The sequence below is a fragment of the Paraburkholderia sp. SARCC-3016 genome (assembly GCF_031119615.1).
GTDB lineage: Bacteria > Pseudomonadota > Gammaproteobacteria > Burkholderiales > Burkholderiaceae > Paraburkholderia.
Genome location: NZ_JAVHZD010000012.1, coordinates 83,235 through 99,612, shown reverse-complemented (window position 1 = coordinate 99,612; position 16,378 = coordinate 83,235). Strand labels below are relative to the sequence as shown.

The following is a 16,378-nucleotide window of genomic DNA, read 5'->3' as shown; positions in this document are numbered from 1 at the left end:
CATGTTTTTGTCGCACATGGTATGCGCGCGATGCTAAAAGCACTAACGGGCATTGGCTTTGTGACGGTGGCGTTGCATGTGGCTACGGCGGGAGGCGCTCAAGCGCGCGCGGCTGCCACCGCGGTTACGCCTGCTCCTGCTCCTGCTCCTGCTCGTGCTCCTGCTCCTGCGACTGCGACGCCCGACGCGAAGGCGACGGTGAAGCCGGTCGTTGCACCCGCATCGAATTCGTTTATCGCACCGGTCGGAGCGGTGATGGCGGTGCCCGCGCCCGGCGTGCGCGACGAGCGCAGCTTCATGCATGGTATCGGCCAGGCCGACGCGGGTGACGGCAAGACCTGGGTGTTCTTCAGCAGTTCGGGCTTGCCGCCGCGCGGCGCGAATCGCGAGGGCAACTGGCCGCACGACGTATATGTCGGGCAATGGGAGCCCGGCGATTCTCATTTGACTAATACACGCACTTTCATCAAGCGGCCGGAAGCGCAGGAGCCGGTCTCTGTTGCGCAGAACACGAAGGGCACGATTTTCATCACGTTCGAAGACGGCTGGAACGCGCCGCGCAACGTGAGCCAGCGCTATGGCGTCTATTCGAAAGATCTCAAGCCGATCAAGCCTTACCCTAAAGACGTCGAGTCGGGCGGACATTCGGGACATGTGGCCGCGGTTGGCGACCGGTTCGTCGTGTTCTATTCAGCCGACTGGGTGAACGGCGGCGGCGTCGACAATCTCGGCACCGGCGGCGGCGTCTACGCGAATGTCTACGACGGGCGCGGCCGCCTGTTGCGGCATGTCAACGTCGCGGCACATGTGCGCGAATGGTGGCCGGTGGTCGCGGGTTCGCCTACCCAGGCGCTGCTCGTCTGGCAGAAGTACATACCGGGCAGCACAATCGCGTCGCTGCAATACGCGGTGCTCGATCCACGCACCGGCAAGCTGACGCGCACAGAAGACAGCGTCGATCCGTTCCGCGTGCAGTACTACGTCTATGCGGCCGCCTACGTACCGGCGGTCGACCGGTTTGTGGTGCTCGCGACACTCGATAGCGGCCGCGCCGTGGCGTTTCTCGTCGACAGCAAAGGGCGCCGTACCGCCGAACTCGACTGTCTGCCCGCGCTCGTGCGTGAAAGCAGCGTGGCGGTGGAGGGCAGCGCGGTCTTCGTGCCTACGCAGGACGGCCGGTTGATGACGCTTGGAGTCGAAGACGATCGCATCACGCTGCGCGGCACGCAGCGCGCGCCGTTTGCATGGGGCAATACGGGTGTGACCGGCATTGCAAGCGGCGATTCGGTGCATTTCGTCTCGCTGTCCCCCGACGGCTTGCGCGAGGCGGGTTTCAGCACGCAGAAACAGATCGCGGCGGGACCGGCCGACCGATGTGTCGTGCGTGCCGCGCAATGACAGTTCGAATTCTTGTGGGTAAGGGAGTGAGCAATGCCATTCAGGCAGTCGCATCAGAGAGAACAGTTCCAGCGGAGGTGATTATGTGTGGAATCGTGGCAGGAGTGACCCAGCGCAATATCGTGCCGATGTTGCTGGACGGTTTGAAGCGCCTCGAATACCGCGGCTATGACTCGTGCGGCGTCGCGGTGCTTCAGCAAGGCGCGGCTCGGCGAGTACGCACGCTTTCGCGCGTACGGGCGCTCGAGACGGACATCACAGCCGAAGCGCTCGACGGCTCGACCGGCGTGGCGCATACGCGCTGGGCGACACACGGCGTGCCGGCGATCGACAATGCGCATCCGATTTTTTCGCGCGACCAGATCGCGGTCGTGCATAACGGCATCATCGAAAACTACGAGGAATTGCGCGAATCGTTGCGCGCGCAAGGGTATGAATTCAACAGCCAGACCGATACCGAGGTCATTGCTCACCTCGTGCATAGCCATTATTGCGGCGATCTGCTCGCAGCCGTCCACAATACGACCCGCCTGTTGCGCGGGGCATATGCGATTGCCGTGATCTGCCGCGACGAGCCGCGGCGCGTGATCGGTGCGCGGCAAGGCTCGCCGCTCGTCGTCGGATTAGGCGACGATAGCGCCTTTCTTGCGTCCGATACGTTCGCGCTCGCCAGTTGCGCGCGTCGTTTTATCTATCTGGAAGACGGCGACATTGCCGACATAGTGCACGGTGACGTACGCATCATCGATCCGGACGGGCATGAAGTGTCGCGCGAAGTCCGCGCAGTTGTTTCGAAGGAGGACGATGCGGAACTCGGCGGCTATCGCCACTACATGCAGAAGGAGATCTTCGAGCAGCCGCTCGCGGTCGCGCGAACGGCCGGACATGTCCATTCCCTCGATACCGAACCATTCGGTACTGTGGACCCCGAGATGTTGACGGGGGTCGAACGCGTGCTGATGCTCGGTTGCGGCACGAGCCACTATGCCGCGTTGACCGCACGCGGCTGGTTCGAGCGCCTCGCCGGCATCAGCGCGCATGCGGAGATATCGAGCGAGTTCCGCTATCGCGATCATGTGAAAGAGCGCGGCACGCTCGTCGTACCGATTTCGCAATCGGGGGAGACGGCCGATACGCTTGCCGCACTGCGTTATGCGCAGTCGATGGGCGAAGCGCTGACGCTGACCATCTGCAACGTCGCGGCGAGCGCGATGGTCCGGCAAAGCCGATGGGCGTTTGTAACGCAGGCGGGACCTGAAATCGGCGTGGCATCGACGAAGGCGTTCACGACCCAGCTTGCCGCGCTATTTCTGCTCGCGCTAACGATCGGCCGGCGCCGCGGACGCATCGGCGACGCCGAGGCGGTCGCCTGCTTGCGTCAGCTCGCGGGCCTGCCCGATGCGTTGCGCAGTGTGCTCGCGCGCGAGCCGCAGATCATGGCATGGGCTGAGGAACTGCATCGAAAGGAGAACGCACTCTTTCTCGGACGCGGACTCCATTTCCCGATTGCGCTAGAAGGTGCGCTAAAGCTCAAGGAAATTTCTTATATCCATGCTGAAGGCTACCCGGCCGGCGAACTCAAGCATGGGCCGCTTGCGCTCGTTACCGACGCAATGCCTGTAATCGTCACGGCGCCAAACGACATCCTGCTTGACAAGCTCAAATCGAATATCGAGGAAGTGCGTGCACGAGGTGGCCAGCTCTACGTGATCGCCGATGCCGATGCGCAATTCTCGAGTTCGCCTGGCGTACGCGTGATCCGGATGCCTGCGTATTACGGCCCGCTATCGCCGGTGCTACATGTGATTGCGTTCCAGTTGCTTGCTTATCACGTCGCTTGCCTGCGCGGCACCGATGTCGACAAGCCTCGCAATCTCGCGAAATCGGTCACCGTCGAATGACGGGTCAGTGGTGCTGGTAAACGTTCGAGGTTTGCGGCGCCCATGCGGCTGCGGTTTCGCTGTTCCACTGCATTGGCTGATCGAAGTCGCGTTGCACGCGCCGCGGTCCATTCGCGGCGCCGTGAAACGGGTCGATCGCCGGCGCTTTAGTTGCGTACCTGCGTACGCAGCCGCGCTGAGTGGTGCTCGTGCACACGTCGGCCGCGCGCAAAGTTGGCTCGCGGCGCGCGGCCAACTGCGCGGCGCGCACGCGTTGACGCGTCGGCGGAGCGGCTGTGGCAGGTGTATTCGCTGTGGGCGCCGGCTGCACGGAGGCTAGCGGTGCCACGTCCGACGAGGGTGGCGCTACCGCTAACGTCGTCGAGGCCGCGATCTCAGGATAGGCAGCGAGATCGCCGGGCAACCAGGTCATTCCTATTACACGAGGCGTGCGCACCTCTACGCGGCGCGTCCCTGAATTTCCCATTCCCGCAAGTGCTACGTACCCGCCGAACACGAGGGCAAATGCACTGAGCGCGACGCCCAGGCCCATCCACGCAGCCGCATTATTGTTCCGACCAATGAATTCCGAAGCGGGCTCTGAAAAGGAGTTGTCGCCAAATGTATGACTTGTACCACCGGGTATTGCGAAGCCGATTGGAATTGGTGTGACGATTATTTTTTCAGCGCGATCGTTTTTATTTGACCTGTGGCGTCGCGGTTCGCGGAGATCGAGGCTCGCGGAGTCAGCGACATCGGACCGTGCTCGATAAAGCAGGGTGCGATCGCGATGCCATAGCCGACGGGAAACAGAAGCGAGATAAGCACGGATGTGAACGGACATTTTCACCTCATGTGCCTGCGTTTTTGTCACGTTCACTCTAGCAGACAGACGGTTTTTTTCACGACAAACATGCGATGTTTTGCGCGGTGTCCCCCATAAGTAATAAATAGGGATGCTACGTAAATGTTTCTTTCCAGACTCTATGTGCCATGCGACGTGAGGTCGGAATTTCAGAATAGACAAGCGCATTTTTCATTCCTGAGCCTTTATTTTTACGATAACAGCGGGTATCCTCCAGGCTCATTTGTCTGTCATTAGGCTCGTTTCGCAGCCGTAGTGGTTGCTCGACGAAGCCTGCCAACGCGAAAGAAACGAACGTTCGACGTGCGATTTTTCCTCGGCACGAAGTCCTGAGTTTCTTTCATCCAGCTTCGCTACCTCAGCGAATTGGCTTTTTTTCCTCGGCCTCGACCCGAGGTGGCGGAGCTTTTGTCCTTGAAGAAGGAAGGCGGACAGATTTACCACGTCCGAGCCGCTTCGGTTAGAGCGGCCATTAATCATAGGAATCCTAAGTTTTGAGACTGCCAACCCTCTCCCATCGTCTCGCTGCTGCCGGTTTTGCTCTCACGGCCCTCGCAGGCCACGTTCAGGCAGCTTGTGTCAATAGCCCCGCCTCGCAATCGAATTCGACTTTCCCTGCCGCTCTCACGGGTAAGCTCGCATACCACAGCTATGTCAGCTACGGCGACGGCACGAGTCAGATCTACATCTACGACTTTGCGGCCCATACTTTGACGCAGGTGTCAAAGGCATCGTGGGGCATCAAGGACCCGATGAATGCCGTGTTCAGCCCGGACGGCAAATGGCTTGTGTTCATGGGTGAGACCAGCAACGCGTGGAACGTGTTCATGTGGCAGATCGGCTCGAACAGTGCACCGATCAACATGACGAACAGCACAGGCCAGACTCGTAACGAAGATCCGAAGTTCAGCAAGGACGGCAGCAAACTGTTTTTCAAGCAGAACGGCGACGTGATGGAAGCGACGTTGTCGTTTACGAGCGGCGGTCCGCAGTTCACGTCGGTGGTCAACATCACGAACACGGCGCCGGGTATCGAAAGCTCGATGCCGTTCCCGTCGCCCGATAACAGCGCGGTGTACTTTGCGACGGGTGTGGGCGCGGCCTCGGGCGTCTACAAGGAAACGATTGCGACGCATCAGAAGGTTGCATTCGATGCGCCGTTGGGTCTCGAGACCTACTACCCGATGGTGCGCGGCGATGGGACCGTGTTCTACGCGCGCTGGAACAGTGCGTCGGGCAAGGCCGATCAGATTTACACGAAAGTGAACCCGAGCGACGCGCCAAACCAGCTGTCGATCAACGACTGTGAGGGCAACAACTCGGATCCGGCCCCGGTCGACAACACGAACTATGTGTTTTTCTCGTCGACGACGCAAGGCGGCTACCAGCTGTACGTCGGCGACGTGAGCACCGGCAAGCGTTGGAACCTCGCTCAATTCGGCGTGAATTCGGACACGACGAAGGCCAAGCTCGGATCAAACTACTGGAGCGGCACGAGCACGTCGACGCCGGGCAAGACGCTGCTCTCGCAAGGTAAGCCGGCTACCGCGTCGTCGAGCTACAACTCGAGCCTGACCGCATCGAAGGCATTCGACGGTAATACGGCGAATACCTCGCGTTGGGATTCGATCGAGGGGAACGCCGCGGGCACACAGTGGATTACGGTCGATCTCGGCGGCGTGAAGACGATTACCAGCGTTGATATCTACTGGGATGCGGGTGCGAAGACGTATCAGATCCAGACATCGAACGACAACGCTAACTGGACGACGATCTACTCGACGTCGAGTGGCGTGGGTTCCGGGTACGTGTCGCTCGCGAACCTGAAGGGCAGCGGTCGCTTTGTGCGCATGTACGGCACGCAGCGCGCGACGACGTGGGGCTATTCGATCGACGAAATGCAGGTCTGGGGTTCGTAAGCTGCGCTGCTCCGCGCGCGTCCGGCTCGTGCACGCCTTAACCTGAAAAACGTGAGACGAACGCATTTTAAAAACGCACGTTCTCTTTTCATGGGCGTGCATACATCATTGCGCGCGCAACCGGTGTGCTGATCGCCGTCATGCCGAACGCGGCAACAGCATGGCGGCGTTTTTATTCCCAATTGAATGCGCCGTTCGCGATTTTTTCCGGATTGCAGGAGAACGTTTGTTGGTCTATCACGAAAGGACGTCCGGAACAGACAAAAAGCGTCGAACGGGACAACGCGGTGCACTGGCGCGCAAATAATTTCCGGACGCGGGAATAGTGATCGGGGTGGCGATGTTCATGCAGATGTCGACGCCGCTTATCCCACCTCTGATCACGAAAAGGAGTCTGAAAATGAAACTGCTCGCGATGCTGACGATGTCTGCTGCCGTCCTTGCTTCAACGACGATCTTCACCAGTGCTTTCGCGCAGGACAACATGCGCGCGGATGCCGATCCGACCAGCCAGCAACAGGTAGTGCGCACAGACAACGCGCAACACACGGTCAGCGGCGAGGGCCCGGGCATGGCGGGCATAAGCCAAAGTGGCCATCGGGCGATGACGCCGAACGATACGTCCAGCAATCAGAAGCCATGTGTCGGTCCGGTGAGTTACTGCAACATCTACTTCGGTAGCTGAGACGAAGCGCTCCATTCCGGTTTTCGAAGTCCTTTTGTCGAATCAGGGAATTCAGATCATGAAGACGCTTATCTATCTGACGTTGGCAGCCGGTGCGATTGCCATGCCTGCTTTGTCGTTCGCGCAATCGTCGGTGACCCGCGCGCAAGTGCAGCAGGAACTCGCGCAGCTCGAGCGCGCGGGTTACGATCCGTCGGCAGGTGAAAACGTGCACTACCCGGAGGATATCCTCGCTGCCGAGGCGAAGATCGCCCAGCAAGGCGGTATGCGCGCGCCACAGGTCGGTACGGTGAGCACAGGGACGACCGCAAGCCCGGGTGGCCAGGAGTGAAATGCGAAAAAAATGCCGTAAGCAGAGCGGGATCGGCGTCGTCCCCGCACCAGCGCGACTTCTGAATTGAGTGGTTCGTGTCCGTCGTCTTCTGCTTACCTGTCGATCGATTCGACAAATACCTTGGCCACTGCTTCGAGTCCCTGCCGGTCTTCCTCGTTGAAACGCGCGAGCACGGGGCTGTCGAGATCCAGTACGCCAAGCAGGTCACCGTTTCGTGCGACCAGCGGAATCACGATTTCCGATTGCGACGCCGCATCGCACGCAATGTGGTCCGCGAATGCGTGCACGTCCGCGACCACTTGCGTCTGCCGCGTCGCGGCGGCTGTGCCGCACACGCCGCGTCCGATTGCGATGCGCACGCAGGCCGGTTTGCCCTGAAACGGACCGACGATTAATTCCCCGTCGACGAGAAAGTAAAAGCCTGCCCAGTTCAGTTGCGGCATCGCGTGATAAAGCAATGCGGCGAAATTCGCGGCATTGGCGACCTGATTCGCTTCTCCGGCTAGCAGTGTACGCGCCTGTTGTTCGAGTTCGGCATAGAACGCCGGTTTCGGCAGGTTGGAGGAAATGGTTCCTTCGAACATGGGAATCGTCTCTTCTAAAATGATGTAACGAACAGAATCTCAGGATTTTAACGCCGCTCCACGGACGCAGGCGCCGGCGCCGGTACGCGTCACACGGGTTCGCCGAGCACGCGCAGTGCGTCGTCGATTTTCGCGTTCCATGGGTGGCCGAAATTGAGCCGTATGCAATTTTCGAATGTGCGCGCGACCGAAAACATCGGCCCGGGCGCGACGCCGATGCCGTGTTCGATTGCGAGCCGATGCAATTCCATCGCGTCGATCGGCTCGGGAAATTCGAGCCATACGAAGTAGCCGCCGTCGGGCCGCGTCCACTTTACGCCGGGCGGCATCCAGCGCCGGATCGCGGCATCCATGCTGGCGAGTTGTGCGAGCAGGGCCGAGCGCAGCTTGCGCAAATGCCGTTCATATCCGCCATGATGCAGATAATCGGCAAGGCGTGCCTGCACGGGAATGCTCGACGAAAGTGTGGTCATCAGTTTGCGCTTTTGTACTTTGTCGGCGAATCTGCCTGCCGCGACCCAGCCGATCCGGTAACCGGGTGCGAGTGTCTTCGAGAGCGAACTGTAGTGCATGGCCGTGCCGCGCTTGTCGAACCCACGCGCCGGCAACGGATAATCGGCCTGAAAATGTAATTCAGCGTACACGTCGTCTTCGATCAGCGGAACGTCATGGCGATCGATCAAGTCTACGAGCGCGCGCTTTTTCTCGACCGTCAAAGCGACGCCGGTTGGATTCTGGAAGTTCGTCATGAACCACCACGCAGCGCGTATCAGCCCCCGCTCTTCGATCAGATAGCACGCGCGAAAAACCGTCGACTGGCTGACGCCGTGCTGCGCGATAACCTGGCGCAACGAAGGCATGCGCGCGCCAACCTTGATGCTCCCCGAGCGAATCTCCGCCGCCATCGTACTGGCGAGTACTTTATATCCTGTCATCGCGATTGTCGTCGTGAGCGCGCGGATGCGCGCACGACATTATCGCGCGCCGCGTCGCATCGAGCAGAACACGATGACGGCGGCCGCGAGCGCGACCACCGCCGCGGCCGCAAACGCGTTGCCGAAGCCCGCGCCGTAGCCGGCGTGCGCGAGATGTGCGACGCTTTGCACGACTGATTGCGGATACAACTGCGTTGCGCGTTCGAAGTCGCCCGCGACGATACGGTCGACGAAACCGGGCGCGACCGGCACGTTCGCGTCGGCGAGATTGCGCAGCACCGCGTCGTGCACGCTAACGGCGAGCACGGCGCCGAGGCCCGAAAAGCCCAGCAGAATCCCGGAGAAGCGCGAGGTGGTGCTGATGCCCGATGCCATGCCTGCGCGGTCGCGCGGGACGGTGCCCATGATGGCCTTTTGCGTTTCGCCGTTCAGCAGCCCGCCGCCACTGCCGAGCAGCGCCATGCCCGCGAGCAGCACCGCGAAGCCTTCCGAGTGCGCGGCGATGCTCATCACCGCGTTGCCGATGCCTACCACGAAGAGGCCGAGCGTGAGGATCTGATACGACGCCAGAACTTTACCGAGCCGGCGGCCGACCATTGGCAGGAACAACATCGCGAGTGCGAACGGCAACATGCCGACACCCGCGTCGAGTGCGCTTTCGCCGCGCGCATTCTGCAGAAAGAGCGGCAACAGCGAAGCCATGACCTGCGCACAGGCCGCGTACGCGAACATCGCAACGATCGCACCGACGAACGGCCAGGCGCGAAACAGCGTCAGATCGAGCATCGGATGCGCGCGGCGGCGCTCGACAATCGCGAAAAGCGCAAACAGCCCCACGCCGGCGAGTCCGCGCAGCACGACCGCTTCGCTGGTCCAGCCGCGCTCGGGTCCGAGAATCAGTGCCCACGTGAAGCCGAACATCGCGGATGCGAACAGTCCGATGCCGGGAAAATCGAGCGTGCGCGGCGTCGGGTCGCGCGATTCCTCAACAATCCTCAACACCGCGATTGCAAGCGCGGCGCAGATGGGCACATTGATATCGAACGCCCAGCGCCAGCCCAGATATGCGTTGAGCGTGCCGCCGATCAGCGGCGAGACGACCATCGTCAGCCCCATGAGGCCGCCCCAGATAGCCCACGCCCGCGCGCGTTCGCTTTCGCCGTGGAATGCGTGGCCGATGATGGCAAGCGCCGGCGCAAGCTGAAATGCGGCTCCGACGCCTTGCAGCGCCCGCGCGACGTCAAGCGCCTGCGCCGTCGGCGCCATGCCGCATGCGAGCGACGAGAGCGCGAACAGCGTGATGCCGATGACGAACACGCGCTTGCGACCGAAACGGTCGGCGATCGAGCCAGCCGGCAACAGCAGCGACGCGAAGCACAACACGTAGGCGCTGATCACCCATTCGATATCGGCGAATGACGCGTTGAGGTCGCGTGCGACGGTCGGCAGCACAATGCCGACCACGTTCGTATCGAGCACGGTTATCGCGCAGCCCAACGAAGCGGTCAGCAGCAAAGCGGTGTTGCGCGACATCGTTTGCGCGGCGGAAATCGAGCTCATCGAAGGCCTTTTGCTTTTTCAGTGCGGCCGCGAGGCATGCGGCGCACAAGTCGAACAAGCCGCGCGCGTAGCGGCCAGATCGTCATTCAACCAGCCCTCGCTATTGAGCGCATTATCGGTGTTTGCAAATATAATTAGCTGGTACCTAATAGGACACGTCGAATGAAGCCATGGAGCTAAGACATCTTCGCTATTTCATTGCGGTCGCGGAGCAACTGCATTTCGGTCAGGCCGCCGAGATGCTCGGCATCGCGCCGCCCACGCTCACGGTGCAAATCCAGCAGATCGAGCGCACGCTCGACGCACAGCTTTTCGCGCGCACGAAGCGCTCGGTTGCGTTGACGCAGGCAGGCGAGGCGTTCCTTGTCGAAGCGCGCGCGGCGCTCGAGCAGTTCGAGCGTGCGGTCAACATCGGACGTCGAGCAGGGCGGGGTGAGCTTGGACGCGTCAATCTCGGTTTCGTCGGCTCGGCGGCGTTTAGCGGCGTGATGCAGCAACAGGTACGCTCGTTTCGTGAGGCGCGTCCGCATGTGTTCATCGACACGCATGAGTTTCCGATGGACGAATTGCCGGCGCTGCTCGAAGACGGTCGGGTGGACATCGCGTTCGTGCGCATGCCGGTCGAGCTGTCCACGTCGCTACGCGCGCATGTCTTGCTGCGCGACCGGTTTTGCGCGGCGCTGCCGGCTGAGCATCCGCTTGCGCGAGCGGATGCGCCGATCCGCTCGCGCATGCTTGCCGACGAACATTTCGTCGTGCCGGAGCAGCGCGAGGGCACGTTCGAGGTTGGGCGGCGAGGCCGGTTCAGCCCGCAAATCGTCAGCGCGCCCGGCGGGCTCGTTTCGGTGCTGGCCGACGTTTCCCTCGGCGTGGGCGTCGCGATCGTGCCGAACGTGCTGACGAAAGCGGTCGAGGTCCCGAATGTCGCTTACAGGGAGATTGCCGGCGGCCCCATCCCATCGGAAGTGGCCGCGGTGTTTCGCCGGTTCGAACGCGCACCTGCTGTGAAAAGCCTCATCGATCAGATCGCGCGGACGCCGGCACAAGCTGCATGATCCCGGGTCGCGCGCAACGGCCCGGCGCGATTGCGTAGGCGCGCGGTTTGTGTCCGCATTTTCGTCTGCTGCTATGTCAGCTGGTATCCGCGGTCGGCTGTCAGTTCCGGCGGCAATTCCTCACCGCATTGTTCGAGCAGCGACCGTTCGAAGCTGCGTGTCAGCGCGTTGAGCGGCAGACTGTTCGGCAACTTGCCAAACGGTTCGGCAACCTCACTTGCGATCGCTTCGAGCGCGATGAGCGTGTACGAAACGAAAACCGCGATGATCGGCGTGGCGATGCCGATCGAATCGACAAGACCGAACGGCAGCAGAAGACAGTATGCGTAGACCGTGCGATGTAGCAGCACACCGTATGGATAAGGGATCGGCGTCGAGGCGATACGTTCGCAGCCGGTCACGGCGGCGGCCAAACGATTGACTTGTGTGTCCAGCATCAGCAACTGCTGGCAGGAAATCGCGCCGCTCGCGCGCCGTTCGGCAAGCGCTTCGCGCAAGTCCGTGATCAGCGCGACGGGCCGGTAATGACGGTTCAGCAGCGCCGCGCTGCGTTCGGCCGACAAATAGCGCGTCATATCTTCGAACGGGTCCGTGCCGCGCAGCTGATGTTTCATCGCATAGGTGAACGCGATCAGCTTATGAATAAACGCGCGCCGTTCGAAATGAGCGTCGGCCGGAACGTATGCGGACACTTGGGACGCCAGTACACGGCCCGCAATGAGCACGTCGCCCCATAGCTGCCGTGCTTCCCAATAGCGGCTATACGACGCGTTGTTCCGGAACGCGAGGAAAATGGTCAGCGCGACGCCGACGAGCGTAAACGGCGTCGTGTTGAGCGGCACTTTCTGGCCGAACACGCTGCCGTCGGTAGCTACCGCGACCGTGTCGACGAGCGCGACGAAGATGAGTTGCGGAATGATCGATTGCAATACAGACCCGTTCCATACGAACAGCATCCGAAACCAGTTTTCCTGCGGTCTGACAATCACAATGCGAGTTGCGAGAGTGGCGCGCCGGCTCAAAACCGGCGCATGGATAGTCGGGCGCGCAACCCAATGTTGCGCGTGGTCGTTCCGGTCAAGCGCGTTGCCGGATGCTACGCCGCGTGTCGATGCAGTAGCACCGGAATCGACTTCGACGTCGGCGTATTGCTCACGTCGCCTACGCTATGCAGCGGCACGAGCGGATTCGTTTCCGGGTAGTACGCACCGATGCAGCCGCGCGGAATGTCGTATTCGACGAGCCGGAAGCCATCCGCGCGCCGCTCGATACCGTCTTCCCAGACGGTTTCCATATCGACCCATTCGCCATCCGCGAAGCCCAGCATTTTCAGGTCGTCCGCGTTTATAAACACCACGCGACGTTGGCCGTACACGCCGCGATAGCGGTCGTCGAGCGCGTAGATGGTGGTGTTGTACTGGTCGTGCGAGCGCGTCGTCATCAGCGTCATCACGCGTTCGCCATGCAGCGCGCGGGCGCGCTTGATCGGCGTGTCGCGCTCGACCGGATGAACGATGAACTGCGCCTTGCCCGATGGCGTGAGCCAGATCCGCTCGCTGGACGCGACAGGCAGGCGAAAACCGCCGGGGTGCTTGATCCGCTCGTTGTAGCCGTCGAAGCCCTCGATACTCTTTTCGACTGCGTCGCGAATGCGCGCGTAATCTTCGGCGTACCAGAGCCACGGCACTTTCTTGCTGCCGAGCGTCGCGTGCGCAATGCCGGCGACAATCGCGATTTCCGATTGCAGGTTCTTCGACGCCGGAATATTCATTCCGTACGACACGTGCACCATCGACATCGAATCTTCGACCGTGACGCCTTGCGAATAGCCGCCCTGCACATCGATTTCGGTGCGGCCAAGCGTCGGCAGAATCAGCGCATCCTTGCCATGCACGAGGTGGCTGCGGTTCAGCTTCGTCGTGATGTGCACGGTCAGATCGCACATACGCAGTGCTTCGAACGTGCGCGGCGTGTCCGGCGTTGCGATCGAGAAATTGCCGCCGAGGCCGATCAGCACTTTGACCTTGCCTTCGAGCATTTCGGCGATCGTTTCGACGACGTCGAGGCCGTGCTCGCGCGGCGGCTCGAAGTCGAACGCTTTGCCGAGCCTGTCGAGGAACGCCTGCGTCGGCTTGTCCTCGATGCCGACGGTGCGGTTGCCCTGCACGTTCGAATGGCCACGCACCGGGCAAAGTCCCGCGCCTTCGCGGCCGATATTGCCGCGCATCATCATCAGGTTCGACAGCATGTGAATCGTCGCGACCGAGTTCTTATGCTGCGTGAGTCCCATGCCCCAGCAGGAAATCACGCGGCGGCCCTTTGCGTAGATTTGCGTGAGCGATTCGATTTCGTCGAACGGCAGCCCGGCTTCCTCGACGAGCAGGTCCCACGATTCGGCACGCAGATCGTCGGCGAACGCGGCGAAATTGCTGGTGTGCGCATCGATGAATGCGACGTCGAGCACGCGCTCGGCGCCGGCCGCTTGCGCCGCATCGTCCATTTCGACGAGCCGTTTCGCAACGCCTTTCAACAGCGCGAAGTCGCCGCCGAGCTTGGGGCGGATAAACGTCGACGCGATCTTCGTACTGCCGCCGGTCAGCATTTCGATCGGGTGTTGCGGGCTCGCGAAGCGTTCGAGGCCGCGCTCGCGCAGCGGGTTGATCGATACGATCGTCGCGCCGCGCCTGGCGCACTCGCGCAGTTCGCCGAGCATGCGCGGGTGATTCGTTGCCGGGTTCTGACCGAACACGAGAATCGTGTCTGCGTGCTCGAAGTCGTCGAGCACGACGGTGCCTTTGCCGACGCCGACCGTGCCCGGCAGGCCGCGGCTCGTCGCTTCGTGGCACATGTTCGAGCAGTCGGGGAAATTGTTCGTGCCGTACATGCGCACGAACAGCTGATACAGAAACGCAGCTTCGTTGCTCGCGCGGCCCGACGTATAGAACGCGGCCTGATGCGGGCTGTCGAGTCGATTCAGATGGCGCGCGATCAACTGATACGCGTCGTCCCAGCCGATTGGTTTGTATTTGTCGCTGACGGAGTCGTAGATCATCGGATCGGTGAGGCGGCCGTGCTGCTCGAGCTCGTAGTCGCTTTGTTCCATCAGATCGGCGACCGTGTGCGCTTCGAAAAACGCAGGCGTGACGCGCTTGCCTGTCGCTTCCGCGGCAACCGCTTTAACGCCGTTCTCACAGAACTCGAAAGTCGATGCCTTCTCGCGATCGGGCCATGCGCATCCCGGGCAATCGAATCCGTCCGGCTGGTTCTGGCGGAACAGGGTCCGGTAGTTGGTGCCGGATACCTTTTCCTTGATCAGATTCAGGGCGACGTACTTCAGCGCACCCCATCCCGCTGCTGCGTGTTTATAAGGCTCGATACGTCCTTGCTGCTTCGGTTCTTTGACTTCTTCCACGACGTTCACTCCACGATGCATTCGACTGCGACCGCTGCTGCGTCGATGTGCGCCTTGTATTCACGCGGCCTTCGACGTAATGCGGTCCATGCGATGCATGGTAGGGCTGCGCAAGCGCCGCGGGCAGACACACAACGCGCGACCGCGGAAGAGTACAGTTGGATTTATGCTGCACGCGAAAAGCGCACAGTGTTTGTGCAGACCAACGCGCGAGCGATGGCAAAATGCGGCTCGTTGTCCCGCGCCGCGCGGTAAGCGCGGCGGGCGGGGCGCGTCCGCGACCGGGGAGAAAGGGCGTTGAAACTGTATGAGAAGCTTGCCGACGACATCGAGGCTCTCGTTACGCAGGGCGTTTACCGACCCGGCGAGAAGATTCCTTCGGTGCGCCGTACGAGCCAGCATCATCGATTGAGTATCACCACCGTGCTGCGCGCGTATGCGCTGCTCGAGAGCCGCGGGGTGATCGAAAGCCGTCCGCAATCCGGTTACATCGTGCGGCCGCAGGGGCCGGCCGTTGCGGCCGAGCTTGCGCCTTCGAAGCCTTTGGCCATTTCCGCGTCGGTCGACGTGAGCCGGCTCGTGCTGTCGACGCTGCGCTCGATCCGCAGCGACGAAGCAGTGCCGCTCGGCTCCCCGTATCCGGATCCGTCGGCGTTTCCGTATCAGCGGATCAACCAGTACGCGAACGCGATCGCGCGGCGCCCCGGCTTGTGGCATGGCTCCGAAGAACTGCCGCCAGGCGCGCGGCCGCTGATCGGGCAGATCGCGAAACGCTATCTGGAGAACGGACTTACGATCGACCCCAACGAGATCGTGATTACCGTCGGCGCGACCGAGGCAATCAATCTGTGCCTGCAGGCGGTGGCGAAGCCCGGCGACGTGATCGCGGTCGAATCGCCGACCTTTTACGCGATGCTGCACGCGATCGAACGCATGGGCATGCGTGCGATCGAGGTCGCTACGCATCCGCGCGAAGGCATCGATCTCGGCGCGCTCGCGGAGATTCTGAAATCGCAGAAGATCGGCGCGTGCATGGTGATGCCGAATTTCCAGAATCCGCTCGGTTTTCAGATGCCCGACGACAAGAAACGCGAACTCGTCGGACTGCTCGCACGCTACGACGTGCCGGCGATCGAAAACGACGTCTATCACGAGCTGTATTACGGGCACGCGCACCCGACGGCGCTCAAGTCCTTCGACGAAAAAGGCCTCGTGCTGCATTGCGCGTCGTTTTCGAAGAGCCTGTCGGCGATGTACCGGATCGGCTGGGCGATCACCGGGCGCTATCGGGAGCAGGTCGAAAAGCTCAAGTTCCTCAATACGCTGACGACGCCGTCGATTCCGCAGCTCGCCATTGCCGAGTATCTGAAGAACGACGGCTACGACCATCATCTGCGCAAGCTGCGTAAAGCGTATGCGCAGCAGGCGAATCTCATGAAGGCAATGGTCAAGCGCTTCTTTCCGGAAGGCACGAAGATGTCGGAGCCGGTCGGCGGCTATGTGCTGTGGGTCGAGTTGCCGGCCGAGGTCGATTCGATGCAGCTTTATCAGCTCGCGCTCGCGAACGGAATCACGGTCGGACCCGGATATATGTTTTCGACGACGCCGAGCTATCGGAACTTTATCCGGCTCAATTACAGCTATCCGTGGAATGAGCACGTCGAAAAGGCGGTGATTACGCTGGGCAAGCTTGTTGTGTCGTGTATGCGGTCGGCGGCTTAGGCGTCGCGATTCCACCAGGCAAGGGAGAG

At 61.4% G+C, this 16,378-nt stretch carries 13 protein-coding genes; 7 read left to right on the top strand and 6 right to left on the bottom strand.

All coding sequences use genetic code 11. The features are described 5' to 3' along the window. The first annotated feature begins 30 nt into the window (after positions 1-30). Both QYH69_RS14025 and glmS read left to right on the top strand, forming a co-directional pair. Positions 31-1,398 carry a hypothetical protein gene (locus tag QYH69_RS14025; RefSeq protein WP_308832468.1) on the top strand — a complete coding sequence of 456 codons (1,368 nt, stop codon included), beginning with the start codon at positions 31-33 and terminating at the stop codon, positions 1,396-1,398. 83 nt (positions 1,399-1,481) lie between these two features. Then, entirely contained in the window at positions 1,482-3,299 is a 1,818-nt protein-coding gene (glmS, locus tag QYH69_RS14020; RefSeq protein WP_308832467.1) for a glutamine--fructose-6-phosphate transaminase (isomerizing), read from the top strand. 4 nt (positions 3,300-3,303) lie between these two features. On the opposite strand, the gene QYH69_RS14015 is transcribed toward glmS, so the two are convergent. Next, complete coding sequence (locus QYH69_RS14015) at positions 3,304-4,311, bottom strand: hypothetical protein (RefSeq protein ID WP_308832466.1); 1,008 nt, start codon at positions 4,309-4,311, stop codon at positions 3,304-3,306. A 326-nt stretch (positions 4,312-4,637) separates the two neighbouring features. On the opposite strand from QYH69_RS14015, the gene QYH69_RS14010 reads away from it, so the two are divergent. From QYH69_RS14010 to QYH69_RS14000, 3 genes are all read left to right on the top strand, one after another. After that, positions 4,638-6,062 carry a discoidin domain-containing protein gene (locus tag QYH69_RS14010; protein ID WP_308832465.1) on the top strand — a complete coding sequence of 475 codons (1,425 nt, stop codon included), beginning with the start codon at positions 4,638-4,640 and terminating at the stop codon, positions 6,060-6,062. Positions 6,063-6,462: 400 nt separating this feature from the next. Then, positions 6,463-6,747, top strand: coding sequence for a hypothetical protein (locus QYH69_RS14005; RefSeq protein ID WP_308832464.1), 285 nt, complete (start codon positions 6,463-6,465; stop codon positions 6,745-6,747). Between the two features lie 58 nt (positions 6,748-6,805). Then, positions 6,806-7,078, top strand: a complete 273-nt coding sequence (locus QYH69_RS14000) for a DUF4148 domain-containing protein (RefSeq protein WP_308832463.1) — start codon at positions 6,806-6,808, stop codon at positions 7,076-7,078. 95 nt (positions 7,079-7,173) lie between these two features. Here the strand turns inward: QYH69_RS14000 and QYH69_RS13995 are convergent, their stop codons facing one another. From QYH69_RS13995 to QYH69_RS13985, 3 genes are all read right to left on the bottom strand, one after another. After that, positions 7,174-7,665: a GAF domain-containing protein gene (locus QYH69_RS13995; RefSeq protein WP_308832462.1), complete on the bottom strand. Its 492-nt coding sequence runs from the start codon at positions 7,663-7,665 to the stop codon at positions 7,174-7,176. A gap of 89 nt (positions 7,666-7,754) precedes the next feature. After that, positions 7,755-8,600: an aminotransferase class I/II-fold pyridoxal phosphate-dependent enzyme gene (locus QYH69_RS13990; protein WP_308832461.1), complete on the bottom strand. Its 846-nt coding sequence runs from the start codon at positions 8,598-8,600 to the stop codon at positions 7,755-7,757. Between the two features lie 39 nt (positions 8,601-8,639). Then, positions 8,640-10,160, bottom strand: a complete 1,521-nt coding sequence (locus QYH69_RS13985; RefSeq protein ID WP_308832460.1) for an MFS transporter — start codon at positions 10,158-10,160, stop codon at positions 8,640-8,642. A 170-nt stretch (positions 10,161-10,330) separates the two neighbouring features. Here QYH69_RS13985 and QYH69_RS13980 point away from each other — a divergent pair, with 170 nt between their 5' ends. After that, positions 10,331-11,215, top strand: a complete 885-nt coding sequence (locus QYH69_RS13980; protein WP_308832459.1) for a LysR substrate-binding domain-containing protein — start codon at positions 10,331-10,333, stop codon at positions 11,213-11,215. Between the two features lie 71 nt (positions 11,216-11,286). Here QYH69_RS13980 and QYH69_RS13975 read toward each other — a convergent pair whose 3' ends face one another. Next, a complete protein-coding gene (locus tag QYH69_RS13975; protein ID WP_308832458.1) occupies positions 11,287-12,204 on the bottom strand; it encodes a bestrophin family ion channel in 918 nt (305 codons plus the stop codon). Between the two features lie 107 nt (positions 12,205-12,311). Continuing rightward, a complete protein-coding gene (locus tag QYH69_RS13970; RefSeq protein WP_308832457.1) occupies positions 12,312-14,627 on the bottom strand; it encodes an FdhF/YdeP family oxidoreductase in 2,316 nt (771 codons plus the stop codon). A gap of 297 nt (positions 14,628-14,924) precedes the next feature. Here QYH69_RS13970 and QYH69_RS13965 point away from each other — a divergent pair, with 297 nt between their 5' ends. Next, positions 14,925-16,349: a PLP-dependent aminotransferase family protein gene (locus tag QYH69_RS13965; protein ID WP_308832456.1), complete on the top strand. Its 1,425-nt coding sequence runs from the start codon at positions 14,925-14,927 to the stop codon at positions 16,347-16,349. Positions 16,350-16,378 lie beyond the last annotated feature (29 nt).

Coding starts and splice junctions, on each gene's coding strand:
- QYH69_RS13995 (WP_308832462.1), bottom strand. CDS start 7,665: ATGTTCGAAGGAACCATTTCCTCCAACCTGCCGAAACCGGCGTTCTAT.
- glmS (WP_308832467.1), top strand. CDS start 1,482: ATGTGTGGAATCGTGGCAGGAGTGACCCAGCGCAATATCGTGCCGATG.
- QYH69_RS14015 (WP_308832466.1), bottom strand. CDS start 4,311: ATGCGCTTGTCTATTCTGAAATTCCGACCTCACGTCGCATGGCACATA.
- QYH69_RS13985 (WP_308832460.1), bottom strand. CDS start 10,160: ATGAGCTCGATTTCCGCCGCGCAAACGATGTCGCGCAACACCGCTTTG.
- QYH69_RS13980 (WP_308832459.1), top strand. CDS start 10,331: ATGGAGCTAAGACATCTTCGCTATTTCATTGCGGTCGCGGAGCAACTG.
- QYH69_RS13990 (WP_308832461.1), bottom strand. CDS start 8,600: ATGACAGGATATAAAGTACTCGCCAGTACGATGGCGGCGGAGATTCGC.
- QYH69_RS14025 (WP_308832468.1), top strand. CDS start 31: ATGCTAAAAGCACTAACGGGCATTGGCTTTGTGACGGTGGCGTTGCAT.
- QYH69_RS14000 (WP_308832463.1), top strand. CDS start 6,806: ATGAAGACGCTTATCTATCTGACGTTGGCAGCCGGTGCGATTGCCATG.
- QYH69_RS14005 (WP_308832464.1), top strand. CDS start 6,463: ATGAAACTGCTCGCGATGCTGACGATGTCTGCTGCCGTCCTTGCTTCA.